This is a genomic window from Streptomyces sp. NPDC079141 (assembly GCF_040686775.1).
GTDB lineage: Bacteria > Actinomycetota > Actinomycetes > Streptomycetales > Streptomycetaceae > Streptomyces.
Map to the genome: position 1 here is coordinate 657,929 of NZ_JBFBLP010000003.1, position 24,107 is coordinate 682,035.

Here is a 24,107-nt window from a genome sequence, read left to right on the forward strand (position 1 = left end):
GATGTGCAGCAGTTCCCTCGCGGACGCACCCCTTGTCCGCGAACCCCTCCACGCCCCCGTCGCCCACCTCATACGCGGCGGGGTCGTGGAAGGGATCCACTACGGCTCCGTCGTCGTCCTCGGCGCCGACGGCGACGTGCAGTTCCAGCTCGGCGACATCGAGGCGGCGTTCTATCCGCGCTCGGCGCTCAAGCCCGTCCAGGCCGTCGCCATGGTCCGGGCCGGCCTGCCGCTCGACGGCGAACTCCTCTCGCTCACCGCGGCCAGCCACTCCGGTGAGGAGCGGCACATCGAAGGAACCCGGCGGATCCTGGAGCTCGCGGGTGTCTCCGAGAGCGACCTCGGCAACGTCACCGACATGCCGTTCGACCCGGTCGTCCGCGACACGTGGATCCGCGAGGGACGCACGCCGTCGCAGCTCGCCCAGAACTGCTCCGGCAAGCACGCGGCCATGCTCTACACCTGCCGGCTGAACGGCTGGCCCCTGGACGGCTATCTCGACCCCGCGCACCCCCTGCAGCAGGCCATCGCCGAGATCGTCGAGGACCTCACGGGTCAGCGCATCGCGCAGGTGACCGTGGACGGCTGCGGCGCTCCGCTGTTCTCCGTCTCCCTGCACGGCCTGGCGCGGGCCGCGGCGCGGATCACCACCGCCGCCGCGGGCACGCCCGAGGCCCGGGTGGCGGACGCGATGCGCGAGCACGCGGAGATGGCCTCCGGCTCGGGCCGGGACGTGGCCGCCCTGATGCGGGCCGTTCCCGGGCTGCTGGCCAAGGACGGGTTCGAGGGGGTGCAGGTCGCCGCGCTGGCCGATGGGCGGGCGATCGGCGTGAAGATCGCCGACGGAGCGAACCGGGCGCGGATTCCGGTTGCCGCGGCGGCGCTGGCGCGGGCGGGCGTGGATCCCTCGCTGCTTGTGGAGTTCGCGGGGGAGGCGTTGCTCGGGGGCGGTGTGCCGGTGGGTGCAGTGCGGCCTGTCCGGGCCTTGGACCCGGTGACTGTGACCGTCTGATGTGGCTTCGGTTTCGCCGTTTGCTGCGGGCCGTCCGTGGTTGCTCGCGCCCGCGCGGCGGAGCCGCAAATCAATACAGCCCTGCGCCCCTTTGGGGCGCGCTCATCCTCTCCCCCTAGAAAGAGAACCCCATCCCATGACCGCCGCAGTCACCCGCCGCGAGCACGACCTGCTCGGCGACCGCGACATCCCCGCCGCCGCGTACTGGGGTGTCCACACCCTGCGCGCCACCGAGAACTTCCCCATCACCGGCACCCCGATCTCCGCCTACCCGCACCTGATCGACGCCCTCGCCGCCGTCAAGGAGGCCGCCGCCCTCGCCAACGAGGAACTCGGCCTGCTGGAGCCCAGGAAGGCCGCCGCGATCGTCGAGGCCTGCCGCGAGATCCGCGAGGGCAAGCTGCACGACCAGTTCGTCGTCGACGTCGTCCAGGGCGGTGCCGGCACCTCGACCAACATGAACGCCAACGAGGTCGTCGCCAACCGGGCGCTGGAGCTGCTCGGGTTCGAGAAGGGGCAGTACCAGCACCTGCACCCCAACGAGGACGTCAACCTGAGCCAGTCCACCAACGACGTCTACCCGACCGCCGTCAAGATCGCGACGGTGTTCGCGGTCCGTGGACTGCTCAAGGCGATGGCTGTACTGCAGGACTCCTTCGCCCGTAAGGCCGTCGAGTTCCGCGATGTGCTCAAGATGGGCCGTACACAGTTGCAGGACGCGGTCCCCATGACGCTCGGCCAGGAGTTCTCGGCCTATGCCGTCATGATTGACGAGGACCGGTCCCGTCTTGACGAGGCCGTCGAGCTGATCCATGAGATCAACCTCGGCGCCACGGCCATCGGCACCGGCCTCAACGCCCCCGCCGGCTACGCCGAGTCCGCCCGCCGCCACCTCGCCGAGATCACCGGCCTGCCCCTGGTGACCGCCGCCAACCTGGTCGAGGCCACTCAGGACTGCGGCGCGTTCGTCCAGATGTCCGGTGTCCTCAAGCGGATCGCGGTGAAGCTCTCCAAGAGCTGCAACGACCTGCGCCTGCTGTCCTCCGGGCCGCGCGCCGGCCTCGGCGAGATCAACCTGCCGCCCGTGCAGGCCGGTTCGTCGATCATGCCCGGCAAGGTCAACCCGGTGATCCCCGAGGTCGTCAACCAGGTCGCCTTCGAGGTGATTGGCAACGACGTCACCATCACCATGGCGGCCGAGGCCGGACAGCTCCAGCTCAACGCCTTCGAGCCGATCATCCTGCACTCCCTGTCGGAGTCGATCACCCACCTGCGGGCCGCCTGCCTCACCCTCGCCGAGCGCTGCGTGGACGGCATCACCGCCAACACCGAGGAGCTGCGCCGGACCGTGGAGAACTCCATCGGCCTGGTCACCGCCCTCAACCCGCACATCGGATACACGGCCGCCACGGACATCGCCAAGGAGGCCCTCGTCACCGGCCGCGGAGTGGCCGAACTCGTCCTGGAGAAGGGCCTGTTGCCCGCCGAGGCGCTCGCCGACCTGCTGCGCCCGGAGGTCGTCGCGGGCAGCGGTTCACCCCTGGCCTGACCTGCGGATGCGCGCCAGGACCGACCCGGAGGCACAATGGTGATCATGACTTCGTCCCAGACCTTCGAGCCGGTCCTGGAGCGCATCGCCGAGGAGATCGAACGCACCCCCGGCCGCGGCCGGGCAGCCGACTACATCCCGGCGCTCGCCGCCTGCGACCCGCGCAGCTTCGGCATGGCCGTTGCCGAGCTGGACGGCACGGTGTACGGCGTGGGGGACTGGCGCGAGCCGTTCTCCACGCAGTCCATCACCAAGGTCTTCACCCTCGCCCTGGACCTGGCCCGCGAGGGCGACGAACTCTGGGAGCACGTGGGCCGCGAACCCTCCGGCAACCCCTTCAACTCCCTGGTCCAGCTGGAGTACGAGAACGGCATCCCGCGCAACCCGTTCATCAACGCCGGCGCCCTCGTCGTCACCGACCGCCTCCAGACCCGTACCGGTGACGCGGCGGGCGAACTGCTGGCCTTCCTCCGCGCGGAGAGCGGCAACCCGGACCTGGACTTCGACAAGGACGTCGCCGCCTCCGAATCCACCCACGGCGACCGCAACGCCGCACTGGGCCACTTCATGGCCTCCTACGGCAACATCGACAACCCGGTGCCGGTCCTGCTCGACCAGTACTTCCGCCAGTGCTCGATCAAGGCGTCCTGCGCCGACCTCGCCCTGGCCACCGGCTTCCTGGCCCGGCACGGCGTCCGCGCCGACGGCTCCCGCCTCCTCACCCGCAGCCAGGCCAAGCAGGTCAACGCGGTCATGCTGACCTGCGGCACCTACGACGCGGCGGGCGACTTCGCCTACCGCGTCGGCCTGCCCGGCAAGAGCGGCGTGGGCGGCGGCATCATCGCGGTCGTACCCGGCCGCTGCACGCTGTGCGTGTGGAGCCCGGGCCTGGACGAGCGCGGCAACTCGGTGGCGGGTGTGGCGGCACTGGACCGCTTCACGACGCTGACGGGACTGTCGGTGTTCTGAGCGCGGGTCAGCCCCCGAGGCACTCCCGGCTGTCCCCGCCGGACCGGCACTGCGACTGCGGTCCGCTGTAACCCGGTTCGGGGGCGGGCGGATGGTCCTCACGGTACTGCTGGAGCTGGCCGTAGCCCGCGACGAGCAGCAGCGTCAGTCCCGCCAGGCCCTGGAAGGCGACGGTGACGTACGCCCGGCCGCGGCGGGCGAGGAACGCCGTCGCCAGCACCAGGCAGCCCACGACGGTGAGGAACACGGCGGCCGTGGTGAAGCTGACGGACCGGTTCGCGTCGTCGGCGAGCCACTCGAACCCGGCCGCGTCCAGGCCCCACAGGTAGGCGAGGAGCGCGGCCACGGCGTCCGCCACCAGCAGGACGAGCGCGAGGAACACGTCGGCCACCGGATGCAGACGCTCGGGCCGGGCAGCTGTGGTCATGCCCCCAGCCTTGCCGCGCGTGCATGCCGTGTCCTGAGTACGCGTACTCACTGTGGCCGTTAATGCGGTTGAGGGCGGACCGGCGGCGGGCGAAGATCGTCCCCATGTTCTCGCGCAAGCCTCGCCGCCCCAAGTCCCCCGAACTCCTCAAGGCCTGGGAATCCCTGGACTCCGGGGACATCCCCGGCGCCCTGCGCCAGATGCGGTCCGGGACCGACGGGCTACCGCTCGGGGAGGTCGCCCTGGTGGTCGCCCGCGCGGCCGGATCCGCCGGCTTCGACGACCTCCAGCGGGCCGCCGAGGCCCTGACCGCACGACCCGAACAGCCGCAGGAGCTCTACGACTTCGGCTACGCGTGCGTCGAACGCGGCGTGCCCTACCTCGCGATACCCGCCCTGCGCGAGGCACTGCGACAGGTACCGGGCTCCACGGCCGCGCTGCGCGAACTCGTCTCCGCCTGCGAGCGCGAGGGACGCCACGGCGAGGCCGTCGAGGTGCTGACCGCGCACGAGAGCCGCCTCGCCGACTGGCCGGACCGCTATCTGCTGGTCTTCAACGCCCTCATGTCCGGCGACCTCCCCCTGGCCCGCCGTCAGCACGCGCTGCTGCCGGACCCCGAGGACTCCCAGTGGCTGCCCGCGCGGGCACGCCAGAACCGCATGCTGGAGCGGGCGGCGAGCGCGGCCGCGGTGAGTCCCCTGGACCTCACGGACCTGCGCGGCTGGCAGTACGCGCTGGGCGGCACCGTTCTCGGCACGCTCTCGCCGTACGGCTACGGCGCGGGCATGACCGGCCGTTTCGCCTGGCTTCAGGACACCTACGACCAGTGCCTGCGGGGCCTGCTGCGGCTGAAGACGGTGCTCGACGCGGCCGGCGTACGGCCCACGTCCGTATCCCTGCTGCCCGACCGCGGCAGTCGCATCCTGGGCCTGGCCGCCGCCGAGGTGCTGGCCCTGCCCGCCGTGCCCTTCGACCCCGCCCGCGAGGACACCGTCGTCATCGCCTACGACCTGAACGAACTGGCCGGCACGGAGCAGGGCCCCGAGACCATCGGCCAGCTCTTCGACCGCGCACCCGGGCAGATCCTGCACGAGCACGCGAGCTGCTGGACCGACCCGCCGGCCGTCACCCCCGACAGCGTCACCCTGCTCCACCAGTCGGCGACGGCGCCGTGGGACGGGGGCATGCAGGTGGGCGAGGACGGCAACGTGGAGCGGACGGCACCCGACTCCCGCCCGGAGCAGGAGATCGCCGCACAGATCGTCGCCGCCGACCCGGCCCAGGACGAGGGCGACGGGGAAACCCCTGCGGACCCGGACGACCGCCTCACGGACTTCGTCACGGCGATCCGCGACACCTGGCTCCAGGGCGACCGCTCACATCTGTCGTCCCCGGGCCCGGTACCGAGTTCGCGCTTCATCTAGCTGCGCCGGCCCGCGCGCCGCGCGGGCTTGCCCGCGGGCCGGCGCTAGGTTCGGGCGGCATGACCGACCCCATCTTCTACACGGATCGCTCCGACCTCCGCGAGGGCAAGCTCGCGGAGGTGAAGGAGGCGATGCGTGATCTGGCCGCGTTCGTCGAGGCGCGCGAGCCGCAGCTGATCTCCTACTGCTTCTTCATCGACGAGGCCGAGTCGATGATGACGACCGTGGCTGTCCACCCCGATGCGGCGTCCATGGAGCTCCACCTGGACATCGGCCGGGAGAAATTCCGTGCGTTCGGCGGGCTCATCCGCATGAGGGCCATCGACGTGTACGGCCGGCCGAGCCCGGTGGTCGTGGACCAGCTCCGGCAGAAGGCCGAGATGCTCGGCGGAGGCACGGTCACCGTCCACACCCTTCAGGCGGGGTTCTTCCGTGGCGGGGACGGGTCGGCGGCGCCGCGCGAGGCCTGACGGCGCGTCCCGCCGTACGGACCGGAACCCACCACGCACCGGACACACCCCGGCTTCCCACCCGAGGGCTTCGCGTCGATTTCCGGCCACCCTGCGTTGACACGCTACCCGAGTGTTGGCCATGGCTTTTCCCGTCGATCTCCGCCGCTGCCAGGTGCTCGGGCTGGCCGGTACCGCCTTCCTCACGGCGGGCGGAGGAACGGCCGGAGCCCTCCCCGTCCGGGACCTCCTCGCCCCCTCCTCCGCCGAGGCCGCCCTCGGCCTGATCGGCGTGTACTTCGGCGTCGTCCTGCTGATCGCGGCCTGGGCGCTGCTGGGCCGGCTGCTGACCAGCGGTCGGCCGCCGTCCCCCCGCGCCCTGCTGGTCACACTCGCGGCCTGGGCGACCCCGCTGCTGCTCGCGCCGCCGCTGTTCAGCCGGGACGTGTACAGCTATCTCGCCCAGGGCGCCATGGTCGACGCCCACCTCGACGTCTACACGCACGGCCCCGCACACCTCGGCGGCCCCCTCGCCGACGAGGTCGCCCCGCTCTGGCAGCACACCGGAGCGCCGTACGGCCCGGTCTTCCTCGCCCTCGCCTCCGGACTGTCCGCCCTCACCAGCGGTGAACTCCCCGCGGGGCTCTTCGGGATGCGGCTCGTCGCCCTGATCGGGGTGGCGCTGATGGCCGCCGCGCTGCCGCGCCTGGCCCGGCACAGCGGCGCCGACCCGGCCGCGGCGCTCTGGCTCGGCGCGCTCAACCCGCTGGTCCTGCTGCACCTGGTGGCGGGCGCCCACAACGACGCCGTCATGCTCGGTCTGCTGGGCGTCGGCCTGGTCGCGGCGCTCGGCCGGTGGCCCGCGCTGGGCGCCGTGCTGGTCACGCTCGCCGCCCTGGTCAAGGCGCCCGCCGTCCTCGGCCTGGCCGCGGTCGTGGTGCTCCAGATCCGGGCGGGCCGCAGGCCTGCACCGGCCATCGCGGGCACGACGGCCGCGGCGGCGGCCACCACGGTCGCAGCGACCGCCGTCGCAGGCACCGGCTACGGCTGGATCGGCGCCCTCGACACCCCCGTATCCCCGCACAACTGGGCCCTCACCAGCCTCCTGGGCCGTGCCACCCGCGCCCTGCTGGAGTGGCTGGGCAGCGACCTGGCCCCCTTCGCCGTCCCCGCCTGGCACGCGCTCGGCATCGCCGCCGCGGTGGCCGCCGTAGCCGCGATATGGCTGCGCCTGCGCCCGCGACCGGTGTACGCGCTCGGCCTGAGCCTGGCCGCCGTGGCCGCGCTCGGCCCCGCCGTCCGCCCCTGGTACGCGCTGTGGGGCCTGTTCCTGATAGCCGCCGCGGCCCCCAGCACCTCGGTACGCCACCGGGTGGCGGCCGTGACCGGCGTACTGGCGCTCGCCACGCTGCCCAGCGGTGGTCCGGCCGACACCGGGCAACTCGTCCTGGCCGTCTCCGGTGGCGCGCTCGCCGTCGTCGTTCTGTGGCAGGCCCACCAGGCGGAGTTGGCACCGGCATGGGGACGGGCCGCATGAGACTGTCCCGCACCGACCGCGGCCGACTGCTGCTGGTGGTGTTCCTCGCCACCGCCGTGACCGTGTTCACCCTGACCGTGCCGCTGCTGCGCGACTGGTTCGACCTGCGCGTCTACCACGGCACGGTCGACAGCTGGCTCCACCACGGCGGCCGTATCTACGACTACTTGGTGCCCGGCACGACGTACGGCTTCACCTACCCGCCGTTCGCGGCCGTGGCCATGGCGCCGATGGCCCTGCTGGACCTGCCCGGCGCGATCGTCGTCGCGCTCCTGCTGAACCTGCTCGCCCTGGCCGTGGTCGTGCGCATCCTGGCCGGCCCGGACTGGCGCCGCCACGGCTGGTACGGCTGCGCGCTGGCCGTTTGTGCGCTCGCCCTGTTCGAGCCGCTGCGGGACACCTTCAGCTTCGGCCAGGTCAACGTCCTGCTGCTCGCCCTGGTGCTGACGGACGCCTGGCTGCTGAGCACCGGGCGGGGACGCCTGGCGGGATTCGGGATCGGTCTGGCGGCGGCGGTCAAACTCACGCCCGCGCTCTTCATCGGTCTGCTGCTGCTCGCCCGCAGATGGCGGGCCGCGGCTGTCGCGACGGCGGTCGCCGCCGGGGCCACGGCCCTGGCGGCCTGGGCGGCCCCGGACGCCTCGCGGTTCTACTGGACGCGCGCCCTGTGGGACACGACCCGTGTGGGCCGCCTGGACTACGTCTCGAACCAGTCCCTCCAGGGCGTCCTGGCCCGCCTCGGCGAACCGGACCGCGCGCCGTGGGCGATCGCCGTGCTGCTGGTGCTGTGCGTCTGGGCCTGGCGGACCCGCCGGGCGGTGGCCGCGGGGGAGTGGCAGGCCGCCTTCGCCCTGACCGGGCTGACCGCCTGTCTGGTCAGCCCGATCACCTGGGTGCACCACCTGGTGTGGCTGCTGCCGTCCTTCGCCGTGCTGCTGCGCGCCGGGTACGCGCGCGTGGCGGGCGTTCTGTACGCGGTGATGTGCACGAGCGTGGTGTGGCTGTGGTTCGACGACGCGTCCGGCGCCGACGGGTTCGTCGGCGCCAACACCTACGTCTGGATCACCCTGGGCCTGCTGCTGTGGCTGCCGGTGGGTCAACTCCGAGACGAGCGGCCGCTCCTGGAGCGAAGGGTCAGCACGACGGCGCCGGCGCCCAGCGCCGCGGCGCCCGCGATCGCCCCCGTCTCCGTCCAGCCCGGCCCCTCCTCGGCGGGCGGCGGCGCCACGGCCGCGGTCACCGCCTCGGGACCCGGCCTCGGCCTGGCCCGCAGCGCGTCCAGCGAGCCCACGGGCTGCACCCGCCCGGCTGCCGCGAACCCCCAGTCGAGCAGCTCGCGCGCCTCCTCGTAGACGGTGAGCCCGCCGCCCGCCTGAGGGTTCATCACCGTGACGACGAGCGCCCGCCCGCCCTTGCGCGCCGCCGCCACGAGGGTGTGCCCCGCCTTGCTCGTATAGCCGTTCTTCACACCGATCAGGCCCGGGTACCGTGCCACCCCGTCGGCCCCGGTCAGCAGCCGGTTGGTGTTGCGGATGGGATACGACCATCCGCCCCCGCCCGGGAACCGGGCCTCGACGGTGGCGCAGTACCGGGCGAAGTCGGGGTTGCGCAGCCCCGCCCGGCCGAACACCGCCAGGTCGTACGCCGACGACAGCTGCCCCGGAGTGTCATAGCCGTCCGGCGACAGCACGCGCGTGTCCAGGGCGCCGAGGGAACGCGCCTTGGCCTGCATCCGCGCGGCCGTGCTGCGCCAGCCGCCGCTCAGCTCGGCCAGGACGTGCACGGCGTCGTTGCCGGAGTTGAGGAACACCCCGTGCCACAGATCGGCGACCCGGTACGTACGCCCCTCGGCGACCCCGACCTGGCTGCTGCCCGGCCCCATCCCCGAGAGCTCCTCCGCGTCGACCCGGTGCCGGACACCGCCCGGCAGAAGCGGCAGCACCGTGAGCGCGAACAGCGTCTTGAGCGTGCTGGCGGGCGGCAGTCTGCGGTGCGCGTTGTGGGCGGCCAGCACCTGGCCGGTGTCGGCGTCGGCAACGACCCACGACAGCGCGGAAACGGCCGGCACCCGGGGCGCCCCGGCCCGCCGCTGGACCTGTGTGCCGGGCCGGTGCAGCACGGACGGGTCCGCGACCGCCGCACGCTGCCGGTCCGGGCCACCGGGATCCGCGCCGCCACGAGCAGCGGCCATGGCGGGGGAGAGCCCCATCAGCCCCGCCACACACAGCGCACAGGTCGAGATGGCCACCCGAGAGGAGAATCCGATCTTCATATGATCAACGTAGGAACAGCCGCGCGACACACCACGCTGCCCGGACGGAGCGTCGCCCGCGAGCACCCGGATGCCGCACGCCGGGCAGCCCCGCACGCCCTTGCGCGACGACGGGGCAACGCCGCGCGCCCGGCACTGAACTGGCTGCCCATCAGCTGTGACGGTGGCAGGGGGCCGGCATGGGTGGCGACGGCGGTGGCCGCTTCGCCCTGCTGATCGCCACGGGCCGGTACGACAGCGCCGAACTGCGGCGGCTGCGCTCGCCCGTGCGCGATGTCGAGGGGCTGGCCGAGGTGCTCGCCGATCGGTCCATCGGTGACTTCGGGGGTCGAGACCCTGGTGGACGCCCGGAACCACGAGGTCAAGCGGGCCATCGAGAAGTTCTTCCGGGACCGCCGCAGGAACGACGTCCTCCTGCTGCACCTCTCCTGTCACGGCATCAAGGACGACCAGGGCGAACTGTATTTCGCGGCCGGCGGCACGGACCTGAACCTGCTCGGCTCGACCGCCGTGGAGGCAGCCTTCCTGCGCGCCCAGATGAGCCGCTGCTGGGCCCGGTCCGTGGTCCTGCTGCTCGACTGCTGCTACAGCGGCGCCTTCCTGCCCGGGTCCAAGGGGGACCGCCGGGTGCACCTCAAGGACGAGTTGGCGGGCCACGGCCGGGTGGTACTGACGGCGACGAACCGCGCCGAGTTCGCCTGGGAAGGTACCCACCTCAGCGAACTGGAGCCCGAGCAGTCCCACTTCACCGGCGCGGTGATCGAGGGACTGCGCTCGGGCGAGGCCGACGGCAACCACGACGGCCTGGTGACCCACAACGACCTCTACGAGTACGTCTACGAACGGATGCAGGCCGCGAGTCTTCGACAGCGTCCCCAGATGTGGGCCGACGTGCAGTTCCGCGTCGTCATCGCCCGGGCGGCGCGGCTGCTCGGCGGCCGGTATGCGATGGGCGAGTTGATCGGGCGAGGCGGGATGGCGGCCGTCCACCGCGCGCGGGACACTCGTCTCGACCGCACCGTGGCAGTGAAGAGGATGCACGCAGCCCTCGCACAAGACGTGACCCAGCGGTACCGGTTCCATCGGGCCGCCGAGGCGGCCCTGGTCCTCTCCCATCCCGAGATCGTCAGCGTGTACCAGGCCGTAGTGACGCTCGTGCGCGCCGCTGCCCCGGCATTCGCCGAAGGCCTCCTGTGGAGCGCCGGGGAACGGGCGCTCTGCGACGGCGTGGCGGCAGCCCGCGCCCTGGGCCGTGCGCACGATGTGGAGTACTTCGAGGACGAGTTGGGGGTCCTGGACCGCGCCTGGTGAGGTCTGGCCGCCCGCTGGATCAGGCGCGCCCGGAACCGTCGTCCTGCGGCAGCGTCGGCTGGATCCGCCGCAGGAACGTCGCGTTGTCCGGCGTCTCGCGCATCCGCTCCAGCAGGGTCTCCAGGCCGTCCTTGTTCTGCAGGACGCGCCGCAGTCCGCGTACGGTGGTCAACTCGGCCGGGGTCAGGAGCAGTTCCTCGCGGCGGGTGCCGGAGGCGTTGATGTCGACGGCCGGGAAGACGCGGCGCGAGGCGAGTTCGCGGTTCAGGCGGAGCTCCATGTTGCCGGTGCTCTTGAGCTCCTCGAAGAAGTAGTCGTCGGCGCGCGAGCCCGTCTCCACCAGGGCGGTGGCGAGGATGGTGAGCGAGCCGCCCTCCTCGGCGCGGCGGGCGGCGCCGAAGAAGCGCTTGGGGCCGAGCAGGGCGGCGGCGTCGACACCGCCGCTCAGGGTGCGGCCGCCGGAGGCGGCGGCGTTGTTGTGCGCCCGGCACAGGCGGGTCAGCGAGTCGAGCAGGACGACGACGTCCTCGCCGGCCTCGACCAGCCGCTTGGCGCGCTCGATGACGAGTTCGGCGAGGGCGATGTGCTGCTTGGCGGCCTGGTCGAACGTCGAGGCGTACACCTCGCCGCGCACCGAGCGGCGCATGTCGGTGACCTCCTCGGGGCGCTCGTCGAGGAGGACCACCATCAGGCGGCACTCGGGGTGGTTGCCGGCGACGGCGGCCGCGATCTGCTGGAGCAGCACGGTCTTGCCGGTCTTGGGCGGGGCGACGAGCAGCCCGCGCTGGCCCTTGCCGACGGGGGCGACCAGGTCGGCGACGCGACCGGTCAGGGCTGCGCCCGGGTGTTCGAGGCGGAGCCGCTCGCCCGGGTGCAGCGGGGTGAGGTCGGCGAAGCGGCGCCGGCCGCGCAGCTCCTCGGGCGTACGGCCGTTGACGTGCACGACCTCGGAGAGCGTGCGCCGGTCGCCGCGCAGGCCGTCGACGAGGTCGCCCTTGCGCAGGCCGTGACGGCGGATCAGTGCAGGGGGGACCTGGGGATCGGAGGACGAGGGCAGGCAGCTCACGGCCCGCAGGTGCCCCTTTCCGCTCGCGTCGATGTCGAGGACACCGGTGACGGCCTGGGGCGTGGACTTCTGGACAGGGGGTTCGAGTGTGGTGGTCATCGGAGTGGGTCCTTTCACGGACACGAGGCATGAGACATGCGGAAGGAAGGGGGGAGAAGCCGCGAGGGGAAGGCGGACAGAGCGCCTTCAGGCGGCGGGAAACAGCACCTCGTGAGCAGGGCTTGCGAGGTGGTGACGAGAAGCCGACGCGCCGGTCGGAGAACGGCGGCGGATCAGCGAACTGAAGGAGAACTGGCACCGGCGCCCGTAGCAGGGCGTACACAAGTGCTAGCCGCACCGTACCACACGGTGCGGACGGGGTGGGCTCAGCGAGCGGCCAGCAGGCCGTACAGGAGCGGGATCCGCGGTTCGGTGAGACGCCACCAGCCGGACGGCGTCCGGACCATCTGCGGCCAGCGCTGCCAGGGCAGCTCCTCGCTCTCCCGCAGCCGCCGCACGGTCAGTCCTGCCGATGTCAACGCGTCGACGACCTCTCCTATTCCGTGCATCCACTCATAGCTGTCGGTGGCGCCCTCGACGGCCGGGCCGTCGGTGTAGGTGTGGGTGGCGTCCCGGTGCACGGGGCCGCGGCCGCCCAGGTAGTCGTGGCGGAGCAGCAGCTCGGGTCCCTCGCCCGGAGCGGGCTTCGGGCCCAGCGAGTTGAGCAGCGGATGGAACTCGACGACGTACAACACGCCGCCGGGGCGCAGGAGTTCGGCCACGATCCCCGCCCAGCGCGCCAGGTCGGGCAGATAGCACAGGGCGCCCTTGCCGGTGTACACGACGTCGAACCGCCGTCGCCCCAGCGCCTTCACCGCGTCGTACACATTGGCCTGTACGTAGGTCACGTCGAGGCCGGCCCGCGCCGCGACGCCGGTCGCGGCGGCCACGGACGCGGCGGAGAAGTCCAGGCCGGTCGCCCGGGCCCCGCGCCGGGCGAAAGCGAGTGTCTCGGTGCCGAGGTGGCACTGGAGATGGAGCACGTCACGGCCGGCCAGGTCGCCGAGGTCCTCCCACTCGAAGGGGGCGAACCAGCGGTCCGGATCGAGGTCCCGGTCGAGCCCGTAGAACCGGCTGGCGAGGTGGACGGGCGTGCGGGCGTCCCAGTTCGCCTGGTTGGCCCGCATCAGCCGTGCGTGCTCGTCGGTGCTCATGGGGACATCCAACCGCGAACGGGCGCGGCAGGGGCGTCGACTCGGGCAGAACCCGCCTGAGTCTCCTTGGCGATCAGTTACTCAATTAGTTGAGTAGGTGTGCATGGGGTTAATCGCTTCCTGCTAGCGTGCCCATATGTCTCTCAAGCACGCCGTTCTGGCCGCTCTCCTGGAGGGGGAGGCCTCCGGGTACGAGCTGTCCAAGGTCTTCGACGTGTCGTTCGCGAACTTCTGGGCCTCGACTCCCCAGCAGCTCTACCGGGAACTGGAGCGGCTCGCGCAGGACGGGCTGATCGAGGCCCGGGTGGTGCAGCAGGAACGCAGGCCCAACAAGCGGATGTTCACGCTGACCGACGCGGGACGGCAGGAGCTGCGCTCCTTCGCCGCCGAGCCGGTGCGCCGGCCCGCCGCGATGCGTGACGAGCTGCTGATCAAGATCCAGGCCATGGACGACTCGGACCCCGCGCCGGCCCGCGCGCTGGTCGAGGAGCGCCTGTCCTGGGCGCAGGGCAAGCTCGCCCGCTACGAGCGGGTGCGCGAGCGCATGCTGGCCGGGCGGACCGAGGAGGAGTACCTCCGCGAGACCGACCGCGTCGGCCCCTACCTCACCCTGCTGGGCGGCATCGCCTACGAGCGGGAGAACGTCGGCTGGTGCGAGCGCGTTCTCGCCGTCCTGCGGGAGCGGGCTCCCCTAGGCTGACGCGATGTTCAGCCCCGAAGGCCCCAGCCTGCGCGAACTCGCCGTCCAGGCGCTGTCGTCGGTCGAGCGCGGCTACGACCTGCTCGCGCCGAAGTTCGACCACACCCCCTTCCGCACACCGGACTCGGTGCTCGACGCCGTGGGCGCCGCGCTGGAGCGGCTCGGCCCCTTCGAAGCCGGACTCGACCTGTGCTGCGGCACGGGCGCCGGGATCGACGTCCTCGCGCGCGTGTGCCGACGCGGCGTCACGGGGGTCGACTTCAGCGCGGGCATGCTCGCCGTCGCCCGCGGGCGCACACCGTCGGCGGGGCCGCCCGTGACCTACGTCCGGGCCGACGCCCGCGCCCTCCCGTTCGCCCCGGCCTTCGATCTCGTGGTCAGCTTCGGGGCGTTCGGGCACTTCCTGCCGTCCGAGGTGCCGGGCCTGTTCGCCCAGGTCCACTCGGTGCTGCGGCCGGGCGGCCGCTTCGTCTTCCCGGTGATCGCCCCGCCGCGCCCCGGATCGCGCGCCTATTGGATGCTGCTGGGCTTCGACGCGGTCATGCGGGTGCGCAACGCCGTGTGGCGTCCGCCGTTCGTCATGTACTACCGGGCGCTGAGGTTCGGCGACGTGTGCCGGGAGCTGGAGCGCGCCGGATTCGCCGTCGGCCTGGAGGACCTGCCCGAGTTCGGCAGGCGGCGCGACGGCAGCCCGCGGGTCCGCATGGTCGTCGCGCGGCGCCCCGACTAGCGGGTTGGGTTTTCCAACGCAGTGGTCGCGAGTGGGTTTGTTTTTCCAACCGACGAGGTTATGGTGGGCCCGTGACCGCGACGATCGAGCCCGAGACACGCATTGACCCCCTGTGGTGGTCCTGGGAGGGAGCGCACGGCGGTCATGTCGCCGCCGTCGCCCTGACCGCCGTACGCGACCGGTTCACCGGCGGAGACCGGCCGGTCCGCACCCTGACCACCCACTTCCTGGCCCCCGTCGGCGCCGGCCCGCTGCACTTCTCCGGGACCGCGCCGGCATCCGGCCGCCGCACCGCCGCCTGCGTCTTCAGTGGCCACCAGGACGGCGCGCCGGTCGTCGTCGGCTCCGCGCTGTTCGGACCGGGGCGCACGGGACCGTCGTACGACGGGCAGCCGGCCCCGGACGTGCCGGGGCCGGACGACTGCCGGCCCCTCGGTCTGCCGGTGGAACTCTCCCCGTTCGCCCGACAGTTGGAGATACGGCCCGCCACCCCGGCCCGCCCGCTCGCCGGCGGCGACACGGCCGAACTCGTGGCCTGGGTGCGCTTCCTGGACGGCCGCCCGCTCGACGCCGCGGCGGCCGTCACCCTCACCGACGTCCTGCCGCCCGCGCTGTACGCCCGCTGGCGCACCCCGCGCCCGGTGCCCACGGCGGAGTTGACCGTCCACCTCACCGACGCCCTCGATGCCGACGCCCCGGACGGCTGGGCACTGGTCCGCATCCGCACCGACCACGCCGGCGCCGGCTGGGCCGTCGACGACAGCGCGGTCTGGGCGGCGGACGGGCGGCTGCTCGCGCTGGGCCGGCAGTCCCGGGTCGTCCGGGGTCAGCCGGCCGCCGGCAGCGTGAACTCGTAGACCAGGGCGTCCCGTCGGGCGTCCACGACGAGGTCGGTGATCTCCAGCGGACGGTCGTACTGATCGTGCACGCGCCGGGTGACCCTGACCGACGACGCGCCCGCCAGGGGTGTGATGCAGTCACGGTGGTGCAGCGTCAGACCGGCCTTGCGCATCCAGTCGTAGGCGCGCCGGAGCTGGGCCGACGCGGAGTCGCTGGCGCGGTCCCGGTAGCGGGCCAGCTCCTCGACCTCGGCCAGCGCCACGGCCGAGAACGAGGTCACGGCCGTGCGCCGGCCGCGTCCGTCGGCGGCGGCGGACTCGTAGCGGTGCACGAGCGTCGGCCGCTCGGGGGCGAGTCCCAGGGCCTCCGCGTGGCCCGGCGGGGGAGCCTCCCAGGTGACCGTCGTCCGGTCGACGGCGTTCGGGTCCGCCGCCCGGGCGCCGACCGGGAAGGCGAGCGCCGAGGGGTTCTCCCTCGGCGGACCGGGCAGCGTGGCGTGGCTGCCGCGCCGGTCGGTGGCGACCAGACCGTCGTGGCGCAGCACCTCCAGCGCCTGCCGTACGGTCTCCCTGCTGACCCCGAAGTGCCGCGCCAACTGCCGTTCGCCCGGCAGTCGTTCGCCGGGCGGAATGATGCCGTCGCGCAGCTCGCCGAGCAGCTGCGTCGCGATGCGCCAGTAGAGGGGCTGTCCCTCGGTGAGCGGATGGTCGTGCGGGGTGGTGCGGGCCATGCCGCGCCCTCCTGTTGGTGACGTGCCGTAGCCGTGCGGGCTCATTGCGCCACCAGATCTAGCATTGGTCTAAACCAGTAGGGAAGGGTGTCGGGCCGGTTCGGCCGAAACCGGTCCGCGTCGGCGGGTGCGACGCGGCACGGAAGACGGGGCGCGGAAAACGGGAGGACGTCGGCCGAAGCGGCCGTACACAATGCGGCCATGGCTGATCATGTTCGAACCGCCCCACGCCCCGACTTCCTCAGCAAACCCACCCTGGAAGGGGAACAGGTCCTGCTCCGCGCGGTCACCGTGGACGACGTGCCCGCGCTGATGCCGATGTTCCGGGACGCGGAGGCGTCACGGCTGACCGGCCACCACGACGGCGCCGAACTCGACGAGGCGCGCATCCGCACCTGGTACGACACCCGTCGGCACCAGGACGACCGGCTGGACCTCGCCGTGGTCGAGCAGGCGACGGGGAGCGTCGTGGGCGAGGTCGTGCTCAACGAGTGGGATCCGGGCAACGAAAGCTGCAACTTCCGCATCTGCCTCGTACCCGGGACCTACGGACGCGGCCTGGGGACGGAAGCGACCCGGCTGATCGTCGGACACGGCTTCGAGGAACTGGGTCTGCACCGCATCTCGCTGGAGGTCTACGCCTTCAATCCGCGGGCTCGCCGCGCCTACGAGAAGGCGGGGTTCGTCGCCGAGGGCGTACTGCGCGATGCGCTGCTCTGGGAGGGCGAGCGGGTGGACGCGACCGTGATGTCGATCCTGGCGCCGGAGTGGTCCCGGCACCGGGGGCGGCCGGAAGAAGCCGGCCGCACGTCTGCCTGACCGAGGCGCGGTAGTGCGTCCGCACCCGTCGACGGACACGGACGCACCACTCGGCCGCCTCTCAGGCGTACGACCGCAACCAGCGCAGCTTGGCCGCCTCCTGGTACGGGCCGCCGCCCTCGTGGTCGTTGAAGTCGTAGACCTCGATCTTCTTGTCGTCGTGCGCCCAGGCGTTGAAGGCGGCGTAGACGGTCGAGGGCGGGCAGGTCTGGTCCTCAAGGGCGGCCGAGAACAGGGCCGGGGCCCGGCCGCGGGCCGCGAAGTGCACGCCGTCGAAGTAGGAAAGGGTGCGCAGGGCGTCCGCGAAGCGGCCGCGGTGCGTTTTGAGGTACAGGCCGATCTCCCGGTACGGGTGACGGTCTGTCAGCGTCGCCGCGCGCGGGTAGTCGCACAGGAACGGCACGTCCGGCGCGATCGCCGCCAGGTCCGGCACCAGGCCGCCCACCGCGATCGTGATCCCGCCGCCCTGGCTGCCACCCAGCGCGACCGTCCGCGAGGCGTCGGTGAGGGGATGGCTGCGGGCCGCCTCCACCGCCCGCACCGCATCCGTGAACACCCGCCGGTAGTAGTAGTTCTCGGGAGCGTCGATACCGCGCGTCATGAAACCCGGGTACGCGGGAGCGCCGCCCACCGGGTCCGGGGTACCGCCGCCACCGCCCCACGCGCTGCCCTGACCGCGGGTGTCCATCACGAAGTGCGCCCGGCCCGTGGACGCCCACAGCAGATGCTCGTGCGGCAGTCCGCGCCCACCGCCGTAGCCGATGAACTCCACCACCAGCGGCACCGGTTCCTCCGCCGCCGCGGGCAGCGTCAGCCAGCCCTTCACCGGGTGGCCGCCGAACCCGGCGAACGTCACGTCGTACACCGTCACCGTGGACAGGCCCGTGTCGACCGGCTCGAATCGGGCGTCCAGATCGTGCTCGCGGGCTTCCTGGAGCGTCTTCGACCAGAACGCGTCGAAATCCTCGGGCTCGACGGAATCGCTGCGGTACTCGCGCAGTTCGTCGAGCGGGAGGTCGAACAGGGCCATGAGGGACCACCTTTGTGAAGAGGAGGTGCGGATGATCACACGTTACGTGGGTCATCCGACCTCTCGCCAGGGTGCTGCACCGTCCCGGCCCTACGGACCGCTGCGGCCGACATGCCGGTCAGCGGCACGTAAGTGCTGGTCAGCGAAGTTGAGCTGATCGTCGTGGACGAGATGTGCGAGATCTCGGACGGCCGAGGTGCCCTCTCAGGTGGTCGGGTCACCCTGGGTGTCAGCCGAAGCGCTCGATACGGATGCGGTCCACCGGCTGCCCGGCCTCGACGAGCAGGCGCGAGGCGTGCTCGGCGAACCCGTTCGAGCCGCACACATAGGCCTCCCACCCACCGGGCGGCTGCTCGGCCAGGAGTGTCGCCACATGTGCCGCCGACACACGACCCACGGGTACACCGTGGGGCGCGCTCCGCGTGAACACGGGCGTCGTCTCCGCGCCGTACTCCCGCCCGTAGATGAGCTGTTCGGGGCCGCGCGCCGAGACCAGCAGCCGCAGCGGCACGTCCAGGCCGCGCGCCCGGTGGTGGCGCACCATCGACATCAGCGGTACGACCCCGGATCCGGCGCCGATCAGCAGCGCGGGCCGGTCGCCGGGCCAGGCGAAGAAGCCGCTCAGCGGGCCGCGCACCTGCACCTGGTCGCCGGGTTCGGCCACCGTGTGGAACCAGCCCGAGACCTCGCCGCCCTCGACGTGGTCCAGGGTGAGCTCGATGTGCCCCGGGTCGTCGGGCGCGGACGCGATCGAGTAGTGGCGCTGCGCGACATAGCCGTCCTCGGCGGTCAGCCGCAGCATGAGGTGCTGGCCGGGCAGATGGCCCGCCCAGTCCGGCACCGCGAAGCGGAAGGTCGAGGCGTGCGGGGTCTCGCGCCGGATCCCGGTGAGCGTGGCGGTCTGCCACAGCGTCGCCGTCCGGTTGTTCACGGCGATACGCCCGGGCACGGCGAACTTCGTGGGGGGAGTGAAGGTCTCAGTCACCGGAGTACCTCTGTTCCTCCCAGGGGTTGCCGCGCGCGTGATAGCCGTTCTGCTCCCAGAAGCCCGGCTCGTCGTGGTCGAGGAGCCGCAGCCCGGCGATCCACTTGGCGCTCTTCCAGAAGTACAGGTGCGGCACCAGCAGCCGCGCGGGACCACCGTGCTCGGCGGCGAGCGGCTGCCCGTCGTACTCCCAGGCGATCCAGGCCCGCCCGCCGGTGAGGTCCGCGAGCGGCAGGTTCGTGGTGTACCCGGTGTGTGAGTAGGCAACGGCATGGGTGGCCGAACCGTGGGGCCGGACCGCATCCAGGAAGGCGTCCAGCGAGACGCCGCCGAACCGGACCCCGAACTTCGACCAGCTCGTCACACAGTGGATGTCACCCTCGTACGCCGACGCGGGCAGGGCGTGCGCCTCGGCCCAGTTCCAGGTGCGGGGCTCCTCGACCAGGCCGTCGACCCGGAAGGTCCACTCCTTGGGTGTGAGGTCGGGTGTGACCTCGGCGGACAGGACGGGCCAGTCGTCGCCCGCGTCGTACTGGCCGGGCGGCAGCCCGGGGTTGTCGACGCGTGGACGCCCGGTGAAGCCTCGGGTGACGTTCATGCGAGTGGTGCCTCCAGGCCGCCGTGCGCCGCGGCCCGTGGGTCGAGCGTGATCAGTACGTTGTTCATTCAACCGTACGTGTCCCACCGCGCGGGAATAGCCACCGGCCGATCTTGCTTGGTCTGTGTGGCGGCGAAGGAGAGTGGGAGCAGATGTCCAAGGCGTACGAGCGGGTCCTCGGCAATCCGGCCCTGGCCTCGTTGACCGGCCCGCATGCGCGGTTCGCCGAGCGGCGCGGCCGGGTGCTGCGCTACCCCGCCGACGTGTCGTCCTGGGTGGCCCTGCCCGACGATCCCGTGGACGGCGACTGGGCCGACGTCGCGGCGCTCGCCGGCCCCGGGGCGGAGGCCCTGCTGATCGGCTTCCGCGGCCGGGTCCCCGACGGCTGGGAGATCATCTTCCGCGCCGAGGGCGTGCAGATGGTGGACGACGGCGTGGCCGCCGCACCCGATCCGGAGGCGGTCCGCCTCGGCCCCGCCGACGTGCCCGACATGCTCGACCTGGTCGCGCGGACCCGGCCCGGCCCCTTCCTGCCCCGCACCCTGGAACTCGGCACCTACCTGGGCATCCGGCGCGAGGGCGTCCTCGTCGCCATGGCGGGGGAGCGGCTGCACCCGCCGGGCTGGACGGAGATCAGCGCGGTCTGCACCGACCCCGCCGCCCGCGGCCAGGGACTGGCCGGGCGCCTGGTCCTCGCCGTCGCGCACGGCATCCAGGAGCGCGGAGAGACGCCGTTCCTGCAGGCGGCGGCCGACAACACCAACGCGATCCGCCTGTACGAGTCCCTCGGCTTCCGGCTGAGCGGCAGCACGGTGTTCATGGGCACGCGCGTGCCCGAACACCGTGCCGACGGACGGCTGGTGACGGCGGGTTAGGCGGTTTCCCGCCCGCCATCGGCATGGGCCAGGGCGCTCGGCGTCCGGCAGCCCACGATCGCCGGGGCCTCCTGCACGAGCGTGTCGTCGGTGAGCGCCTCCACCATGAACAGGGCGAAGTCCACCCGGCGCGTGAGGTTGCTGGCCAGCACGGGGTCGCCCACATGCCGGCTCCACACGGGCAGGCCCTCGCTCTCGCCCTCCTTCAGTGTGCTGCCGCGCACCACCGTCCAGCGGGTGTCACTGGCGAACACCCGCCGGCATGCCTCCACCTGGTCGTCGATCTCGACGGCACGGACGAGCTTGGCCAGCACGGTGACGATCCGGACGCCCCAGGTGAACATCCGTGAGTACTTGTCCTTGCCGTCGCGCGTGATGTGCCAGCCGCAGGAGAAGACCAGGCGTGCGCCGGGCCGTGCGTGGTCGAGCACCGCCTGTGCCGTGCCCGACGAGTACTGCTGCACACCCCAGGGCACCAGCACCGTCAGCACTCCGTCGCACCCGGCGACCGCCCGTCGGATCACCTCCGGGTCGTTCGTGCGCCCGGGGACGACGGTGATCCGGTCCGCGAAGGCGGCCAGTTTCGGCACGCTGGCCTCGCGGCACACACCGACCACTTCGTAGCCGCGTTCCAGCGCGTGCCCGACCATGTACTGCCCGAGCTTCCCCGAGGCTCCGACGATGCAGACCTTCTTCACACGATCCGTGCTCATGGGCGCAGCCCTTCGCCGACCTGCTCACCTTATGTTGTAAGGGACGGTAGCCTTATGCTGTAAGGCGGTCAAGGTGCTGGCAAGGAGGGCGAATGCGCGAGGGTCGGCGCAAGGCGGCGGCACGTACCCCGCTCAGCCGCGAGCGGGTGATCGCCGCCGCGGTGACGGTGGCGGACGAGAAGGGCTCGGCCGCGCTCACCATGCGGGCCGTCGCCGAACCGCTGGGAGTCGAGGCGATGTCGCTCTACCACCACGTCGCGGGCCGGGAGGACATCCTCGACGGCATGGTGGACGCGGTGTTCGGCGAGATCGACCTGCCGCCGGGCGGCACCGACTGGAAGAGCGCCATGCGCGACCGCGCGACCTCCGCCAGAGCGGCCCTGCGGCGCCATCCGTGGGCCGTCGGCCTGATGGACTCGCGCTCCCGGCCCGGCCCCGCGACCCTGCGCCACCACGACGCCGTCATCGGAGCACTGCGCGCCGGCGGCTTCTCCGTCCCCATGGCCGCGCACGCCGTCTCACTGATCGACAGCTACCTCTACGGCTTCGTGCTCCAGGAACTGAGCTTGCCCTTCAAAGGCGCGGCGGAACTGGACGAGGTGACCGGCGCCATCCTGCGCGAGATGCCCGCCGACACCTACCCCCACCTCACCGAACTGGCCACCGAGCACGTCCTCAGGCCCGGCTACGACTACGCCGACGAGTTCACCTACGGCCTCACCCTCATCCTGGACGCACTCCGCCCGGACGAGACCGCGGGAGCCTAGCGCTCGGCGTTGTACCGCACGAGATACCCGGCGAACCGCTCCAGATCCTCCTCCGCCCAGTCCGCGAGCCGCCCCCGCACGACCTCTCGGCGGCGCTCGGTGACCCGGGCGAGGATGCGCCGGCCGGCGTCCGTCAGATGCAGCAGCTGCACCCGGTGGTCCTCCGGGTCGCTGCTCCGCCCGATCAGCTCCGCGCGCTCCAGGGCCGCCACCTGCCGGGACACGGTGGACTTGTCCAGGGCATAGTGCGCGGCCAGGTCGGTGGCCCGGCAGCCGCCGCTCTCCTCCAGATGCCCGAGCAGCGTGTACGACACCAGGGACAGCTCCGGGTGCATGCGCCCCGCCGAGGCGCGGGCACGGCGGGCGAAGGCCGTCATCTCGCGCTGGATCGTCTCCACCGCCGCGTCCGCCGCCGGGGAGGGCTGACTTGCGCTCATGGTTGCAGAGTACAACTCGCCGGGGTTCTCGAAGATCGTTGGGGTAGGGTGGGCGGGCCGTCCGCGGGCTGTCCCGGACGCACGGAACGAGGAGGTGAGACCCATTACCGCTGTGTCAGGTCGGGTGCTCTCCCTCGATTCGGCGCGGTTCACCGGCCGTAGGTGACCGCGGAGCGCCCTTCGGCTACCGAAAGGCTCTCGGCTTCCATGCCTCCCTTTTCCCCTTCCTCCACGCACGACTTCGCCGCTTCCGGTGATTCCGTCGTGGCCGCTCTGCGCGCCGCCGGCTGCGTCTTCGCCGAGGACGAGGCGCGCCTGATCCTCGCCGCCGCCCGCACACCGGACGAGCTCGCCGCGATGGTGGACCGCCGTGCCGCGGGCGCACCTCTCGAACTCGTCGTCGGCTGGGCCGAGTTCCGCGGACTGCGGATCACCGTGGAACCGGGTGTCTTCGTGCCCCGGCGCCGCACCGAGTTTCTTGTCGAACAGGCCCTCGCCCAGGTCCCGGACGCCACAGTGGTGGTGGACCTGTGCTGCGGCTCGGGCGCGGTGGGCGCGGCCCTGGCCGCCGCGCTCGGCCCGGTCGAGCTGCACGCCGCCGACATCGAACCCGCCGCGGTGCGCTGCGCCCGCCGCAACATCGCCCCCTACGGCGGTCATGTCCACGCGGGCGACCTCTTCGACGCGCTGCCCGACAGGCTCCGCGGCCGGGTGGACATCCTCGCCGCCAACGTGCCCTACGTCCCCACCGGCGAGGTCGGGCTCCTGCCCGCCGAGGCGCGCGACCACGAACCGCTGGTCGCCCTGGACGGCGGCACGGACGGCTTGGACGTGCTGCGCAGGGTCGCCGTCGAGGCGCCCTTGTGGCTCGCGCCGGGCGGCTGCCTGCTGGTGGAGACCAGCGAGCGGCAGGCTCCGGCGGCCGTCGAGGCCTTCACCCGGGGCGGCCTGACGGCCCGTCGGGCCGTGTGCGAGGAGCGGTACGCCCACGTCGTGGTCGGCACCGTGGCGTAGGAGGGCGTCCGCTCAGTCGCTGACCAGGATGTGGTCGGCGGTCCGGGTGCCGTCGGCCGCGCGGGTACCGGCCAGGTGGACGATGTCCCCCTCCGCCAGGCCCTCGACCTGCGTGGCCGCGCCGAGCAGGTCGATGTCCGAGTCGACGGCCCACGTCCACTCGGCGCCGTCATCGCTGTGGACGGTGACCCGGTCGCCGGCCACGCTCTCGACGGTGCCCCACTGCCAGAGGTGGACGACCCACGCGCCGCTGTCCGGGTCCTCGACGGTCGCCTCGCCGTGCACGGCGAGGCCGAACCACATGCCCCGGCTGAACCATTCACCGCGCCGGTCGGACGTCTCGGACGCCGAGGGCGCCCCGGAGGCCGCCGGCGTCGTGCCCTCGCCCGAGGCCGCGGAGTAGGCGAGGGTGCCGCCGAGGCCGAGTGCGGCGACCGCCGCCGCCGCGGTCACCGCACGCGCCCGCACGGACAGGTGCCGCCAACGCTCCTGGAGTGTGGTGTCGTCGCCCCGCCCGGCGAGGACCTCGGGCGGTGGCGCTTCGTGATCCGGATCGTGCGTCATGGCTCGCTCCCGTGGGCCACGCACCCCGGCACCCCCATGCCTACCGGTGAGGGTGGAATGCGGACCGTAAGACCAAGGTAACGAGTTCCCGGGACG

25 protein-coding genes and 1 pseudogene are annotated in these 24,107 nt (G+C 72.5%); 15 read left to right on the forward strand and 11 right to left on the reverse strand.

The genetic code is table 11. The features are described 5' to 3' along the window. The first annotated feature begins 1 nt into the window (after nt 1). From AB0Q90_RS12705 to AB0Q90_RS12715, 3 genes are all read left to right on the forward strand, one after another. Nucleotides 2-1,012, forward strand: coding sequence for an asparaginase (locus AB0Q90_RS12705; RefSeq protein WP_363164279.1), 1,011 nt, complete (start codon nt 2-4; stop codon nt 1,010-1,012). A gap of 136 nt (nt 1,013-1,148) precedes the next feature. Then, the gene (aspA, locus tag AB0Q90_RS12710) at nt 1,149-2,561 is read left to right on the forward strand and encodes an aspartate ammonia-lyase (protein ID WP_363164207.1); all 1,413 of its coding nucleotides are present in this window, start codon (nt 1,149-1,151) and stop codon (nt 2,559-2,561) included. Nucleotides 2,562-2,597: 36 nt separating this feature from the next. Next, nucleotides 2,598-3,530: a glutaminase gene (locus AB0Q90_RS12715; RefSeq protein WP_363164208.1), complete on the forward strand. Its 933-nt coding sequence runs from the start codon at nt 2,598-2,600 to the stop codon at nt 3,528-3,530. 7 nt (nt 3,531-3,537) lie between these two features. On the opposite strand, the gene AB0Q90_RS12720 is transcribed toward AB0Q90_RS12715, so the two are convergent. After that, nucleotides 3,538-3,957, reverse strand: coding sequence for a DUF6234 family protein (locus AB0Q90_RS12720; protein ID WP_363164209.1), 420 nt, complete (start codon nt 3,955-3,957; stop codon nt 3,538-3,540). Between the two features lie 104 nt (nt 3,958-4,061). Between AB0Q90_RS12720 and AB0Q90_RS12725 the strand changes: the two genes are divergently transcribed. From AB0Q90_RS12725 to AB0Q90_RS12740, 4 genes are all read left to right on the forward strand, one after another. Beyond that, entirely contained in the window at nt 4,062-5,381 is a 1,320-nt protein-coding gene (locus AB0Q90_RS12725; RefSeq protein WP_363164210.1) for a hypothetical protein, read from the forward strand. A gap of 59 nt (nt 5,382-5,440) precedes the next feature. Further along, nucleotides 5,441-5,851, forward strand: coding sequence for a hypothetical protein (locus AB0Q90_RS12730; protein WP_363164211.1), 411 nt, complete (start codon nt 5,441-5,443; stop codon nt 5,849-5,851). Nucleotides 5,852-5,972: 121 nt separating this feature from the next. Beyond that, the gene (mptB, locus tag AB0Q90_RS12735; RefSeq protein WP_363164212.1) at nt 5,973-7,367 is read left to right on the forward strand and encodes a polyprenol phosphomannose-dependent alpha 1,6 mannosyltransferase MptB; all 1,395 of its coding nucleotides are present in this window, start codon (nt 5,973-5,975) and stop codon (nt 7,365-7,367) included. After that, nucleotides 7,364-8,719, forward strand: coding sequence for a glycosyltransferase 87 family protein (locus AB0Q90_RS12740; RefSeq protein WP_363164213.1), 1,356 nt, complete (start codon nt 7,364-7,366; stop codon nt 8,717-8,719). The genes mptB and AB0Q90_RS12740 overlap by 4 nt, the downstream gene beginning before the upstream one ends. A gap of 35 nt (nt 8,720-8,754) precedes the next feature. On the opposite strand, the pseudogene AB0Q90_RS12745 reads toward AB0Q90_RS12740, so the two are convergent. Then, nucleotides 8,755-9,639: pseudogene (locus AB0Q90_RS12745) on the reverse strand (serine hydrolase); the annotation flags it as partial. 315 nt (nt 9,640-9,954) lie between these two features. On the opposite strand from AB0Q90_RS12745, the gene AB0Q90_RS12750 reads away from it, so the two are divergent. Further along, nucleotides 9,955-10,950 (forward strand): caspase family protein, encoded by a 996-nt coding sequence (locus AB0Q90_RS12750; protein WP_363164214.1) that lies wholly within the window; start codon nt 9,955-9,957, stop codon nt 10,948-10,950. A 19-nt stretch (nt 10,951-10,969) separates the two neighbouring features. On the opposite strand, the gene rho is transcribed toward AB0Q90_RS12750, so the two are convergent. After that, on the reverse strand, nt 10,970-12,115 hold the full coding sequence (gene rho / locus AB0Q90_RS12755) for a transcription termination factor Rho (RefSeq protein WP_363164215.1): 1,146 nt from the start codon (nt 12,113-12,115) through the stop codon (nt 10,970-10,972). A 266-nt stretch (nt 12,116-12,381) separates the two neighbouring features. Next, a complete protein-coding gene (locus AB0Q90_RS12760; protein WP_363164216.1) occupies nt 12,382-13,209 on the reverse strand; it encodes a class I SAM-dependent methyltransferase in 828 nt (275 codons plus the stop codon). A 136-nt stretch (nt 13,210-13,345) separates the two neighbouring features. Here AB0Q90_RS12760 and AB0Q90_RS12765 point away from each other — a divergent pair, with 136 nt between their 5' ends. The 3 genes from AB0Q90_RS12765 (at nt 13,346) to AB0Q90_RS12775 (ending at nt 15,496) form a co-directional block, all read left to right on the forward strand. Next, nucleotides 13,346-13,909: a PadR family transcriptional regulator gene (locus AB0Q90_RS12765; RefSeq protein ID WP_363164217.1), complete on the forward strand. Its 564-nt coding sequence runs from the start codon at nt 13,346-13,348 to the stop codon at nt 13,907-13,909. Nucleotides 13,910-13,913: 4 nt separating this feature from the next. Beyond that, complete coding sequence (locus AB0Q90_RS12770; protein ID WP_363164218.1) at nt 13,914-14,639, forward strand: class I SAM-dependent methyltransferase; 726 nt, start codon at nt 13,914-13,916, stop codon at nt 14,637-14,639. Between the two features lie 71 nt (nt 14,640-14,710). Then, nucleotides 14,711-15,496: a thioesterase family protein gene (locus AB0Q90_RS12775; protein WP_363164219.1), complete on the forward strand. Its 786-nt coding sequence runs from the start codon at nt 14,711-14,713 to the stop codon at nt 15,494-15,496. Here the strand turns inward: AB0Q90_RS12775 and AB0Q90_RS12780 are convergent. Then, nucleotides 15,466-16,209, reverse strand: a complete 744-nt coding sequence (locus AB0Q90_RS12780; protein WP_363164220.1) for a GntR family transcriptional regulator — start codon at nt 16,207-16,209, stop codon at nt 15,466-15,468. The two genes, AB0Q90_RS12775 and AB0Q90_RS12780, sit on opposite strands and share 31 nt — an antisense overlap. A gap of 201 nt (nt 16,210-16,410) precedes the next feature. Here AB0Q90_RS12780 and AB0Q90_RS12785 point away from each other — a divergent pair, with 201 nt between their 5' ends. Next, entirely contained in the window at nt 16,411-17,028 is a 618-nt protein-coding gene (locus AB0Q90_RS12785) for a GNAT family protein (RefSeq protein WP_363164221.1), read from the forward strand. 61 nt (nt 17,029-17,089) lie between these two features. Here the strand turns inward: AB0Q90_RS12785 and AB0Q90_RS12790 are convergent, their stop codons facing one another. From AB0Q90_RS12790 to AB0Q90_RS12800, 3 genes are all read right to left on the reverse strand, one after another. Continuing rightward, the gene (locus tag AB0Q90_RS12790; RefSeq protein WP_363164222.1) at nt 17,090-18,058 is read right to left on the reverse strand and encodes an acetylxylan esterase; all 969 of its coding nucleotides are present in this window, start codon (nt 18,056-18,058) and stop codon (nt 17,090-17,092) included. Nucleotides 18,059-18,287: 229 nt separating this feature from the next. Next, nucleotides 18,288-19,043 (reverse strand): ferredoxin reductase, encoded by a 756-nt coding sequence (locus AB0Q90_RS12795; RefSeq protein ID WP_363164223.1) that lies wholly within the window; start codon nt 19,041-19,043, stop codon nt 18,288-18,290. Then, nucleotides 19,036-19,641, reverse strand: coding sequence for a sulfite oxidase-like oxidoreductase (locus AB0Q90_RS12800; protein ID WP_363164224.1), 606 nt, complete (start codon nt 19,639-19,641; stop codon nt 19,036-19,038). Before AB0Q90_RS12800 ends, AB0Q90_RS12795 begins: the two co-directional genes overlap by 8 nt. Nucleotides 19,642-19,793: 152 nt before the next feature. On the opposite strand from AB0Q90_RS12800, the gene AB0Q90_RS12805 reads away from it, so the two are divergent. Beyond that, complete coding sequence (locus AB0Q90_RS12805; RefSeq protein WP_363164225.1) at nt 19,794-20,516, forward strand: GNAT family N-acetyltransferase; 723 nt, start codon at nt 19,794-19,796, stop codon at nt 20,514-20,516. Here the strand turns inward: AB0Q90_RS12805 and AB0Q90_RS12810 are convergent. After that, nucleotides 20,513-21,229 (reverse strand): NAD(P)H-binding protein, encoded by a 717-nt coding sequence (locus AB0Q90_RS12810; RefSeq protein WP_363164226.1) that lies wholly within the window; start codon nt 21,227-21,229, stop codon nt 20,513-20,515. The two genes, AB0Q90_RS12805 and AB0Q90_RS12810, sit on opposite strands and share 4 nt — an antisense overlap. A 92-nt stretch (nt 21,230-21,321) precedes the next feature. Between AB0Q90_RS12810 and AB0Q90_RS12815 the strand changes: the two genes are divergently transcribed. Further along, entirely contained in the window at nt 21,322-21,996 is a 675-nt protein-coding gene (locus AB0Q90_RS12815) for a TetR/AcrR family transcriptional regulator (RefSeq protein ID WP_363164227.1), read from the forward strand. Here AB0Q90_RS12815 and AB0Q90_RS12820 read toward each other — a convergent pair. Beyond that, on the reverse strand, nt 21,993-22,433 hold the full coding sequence (locus AB0Q90_RS12820) for a MarR family winged helix-turn-helix transcriptional regulator (protein ID WP_363164228.1): 441 nt from the start codon (nt 22,431-22,433) through the stop codon (nt 21,993-21,995). The two genes, AB0Q90_RS12815 and AB0Q90_RS12820, sit on opposite strands and share 4 nt — an antisense overlap. A gap of 207 nt (nt 22,434-22,640) precedes the next feature. On the opposite strand from AB0Q90_RS12820, the gene AB0Q90_RS12825 reads away from it, so the two are divergent. Further along, nucleotides 22,641-23,447 (forward strand): putative protein N(5)-glutamine methyltransferase, encoded by an 807-nt coding sequence (locus tag AB0Q90_RS12825; RefSeq protein WP_363164229.1) that lies wholly within the window; start codon nt 22,641-22,643, stop codon nt 23,445-23,447. A gap of 12 nt (nt 23,448-23,459) precedes the next feature. Here the strand turns inward: AB0Q90_RS12825 and AB0Q90_RS12830 are convergent, their stop codons facing one another. Further along, nucleotides 23,460-24,011 carry a hypothetical protein gene (locus AB0Q90_RS12830; RefSeq protein WP_363164230.1) on the reverse strand — a complete coding sequence of 184 codons (552 nt, stop codon included), beginning with the start codon at nt 24,009-24,011 and terminating at the stop codon, nt 23,460-23,462. Nucleotides 24,012-24,107 lie beyond the last annotated feature (96 nt).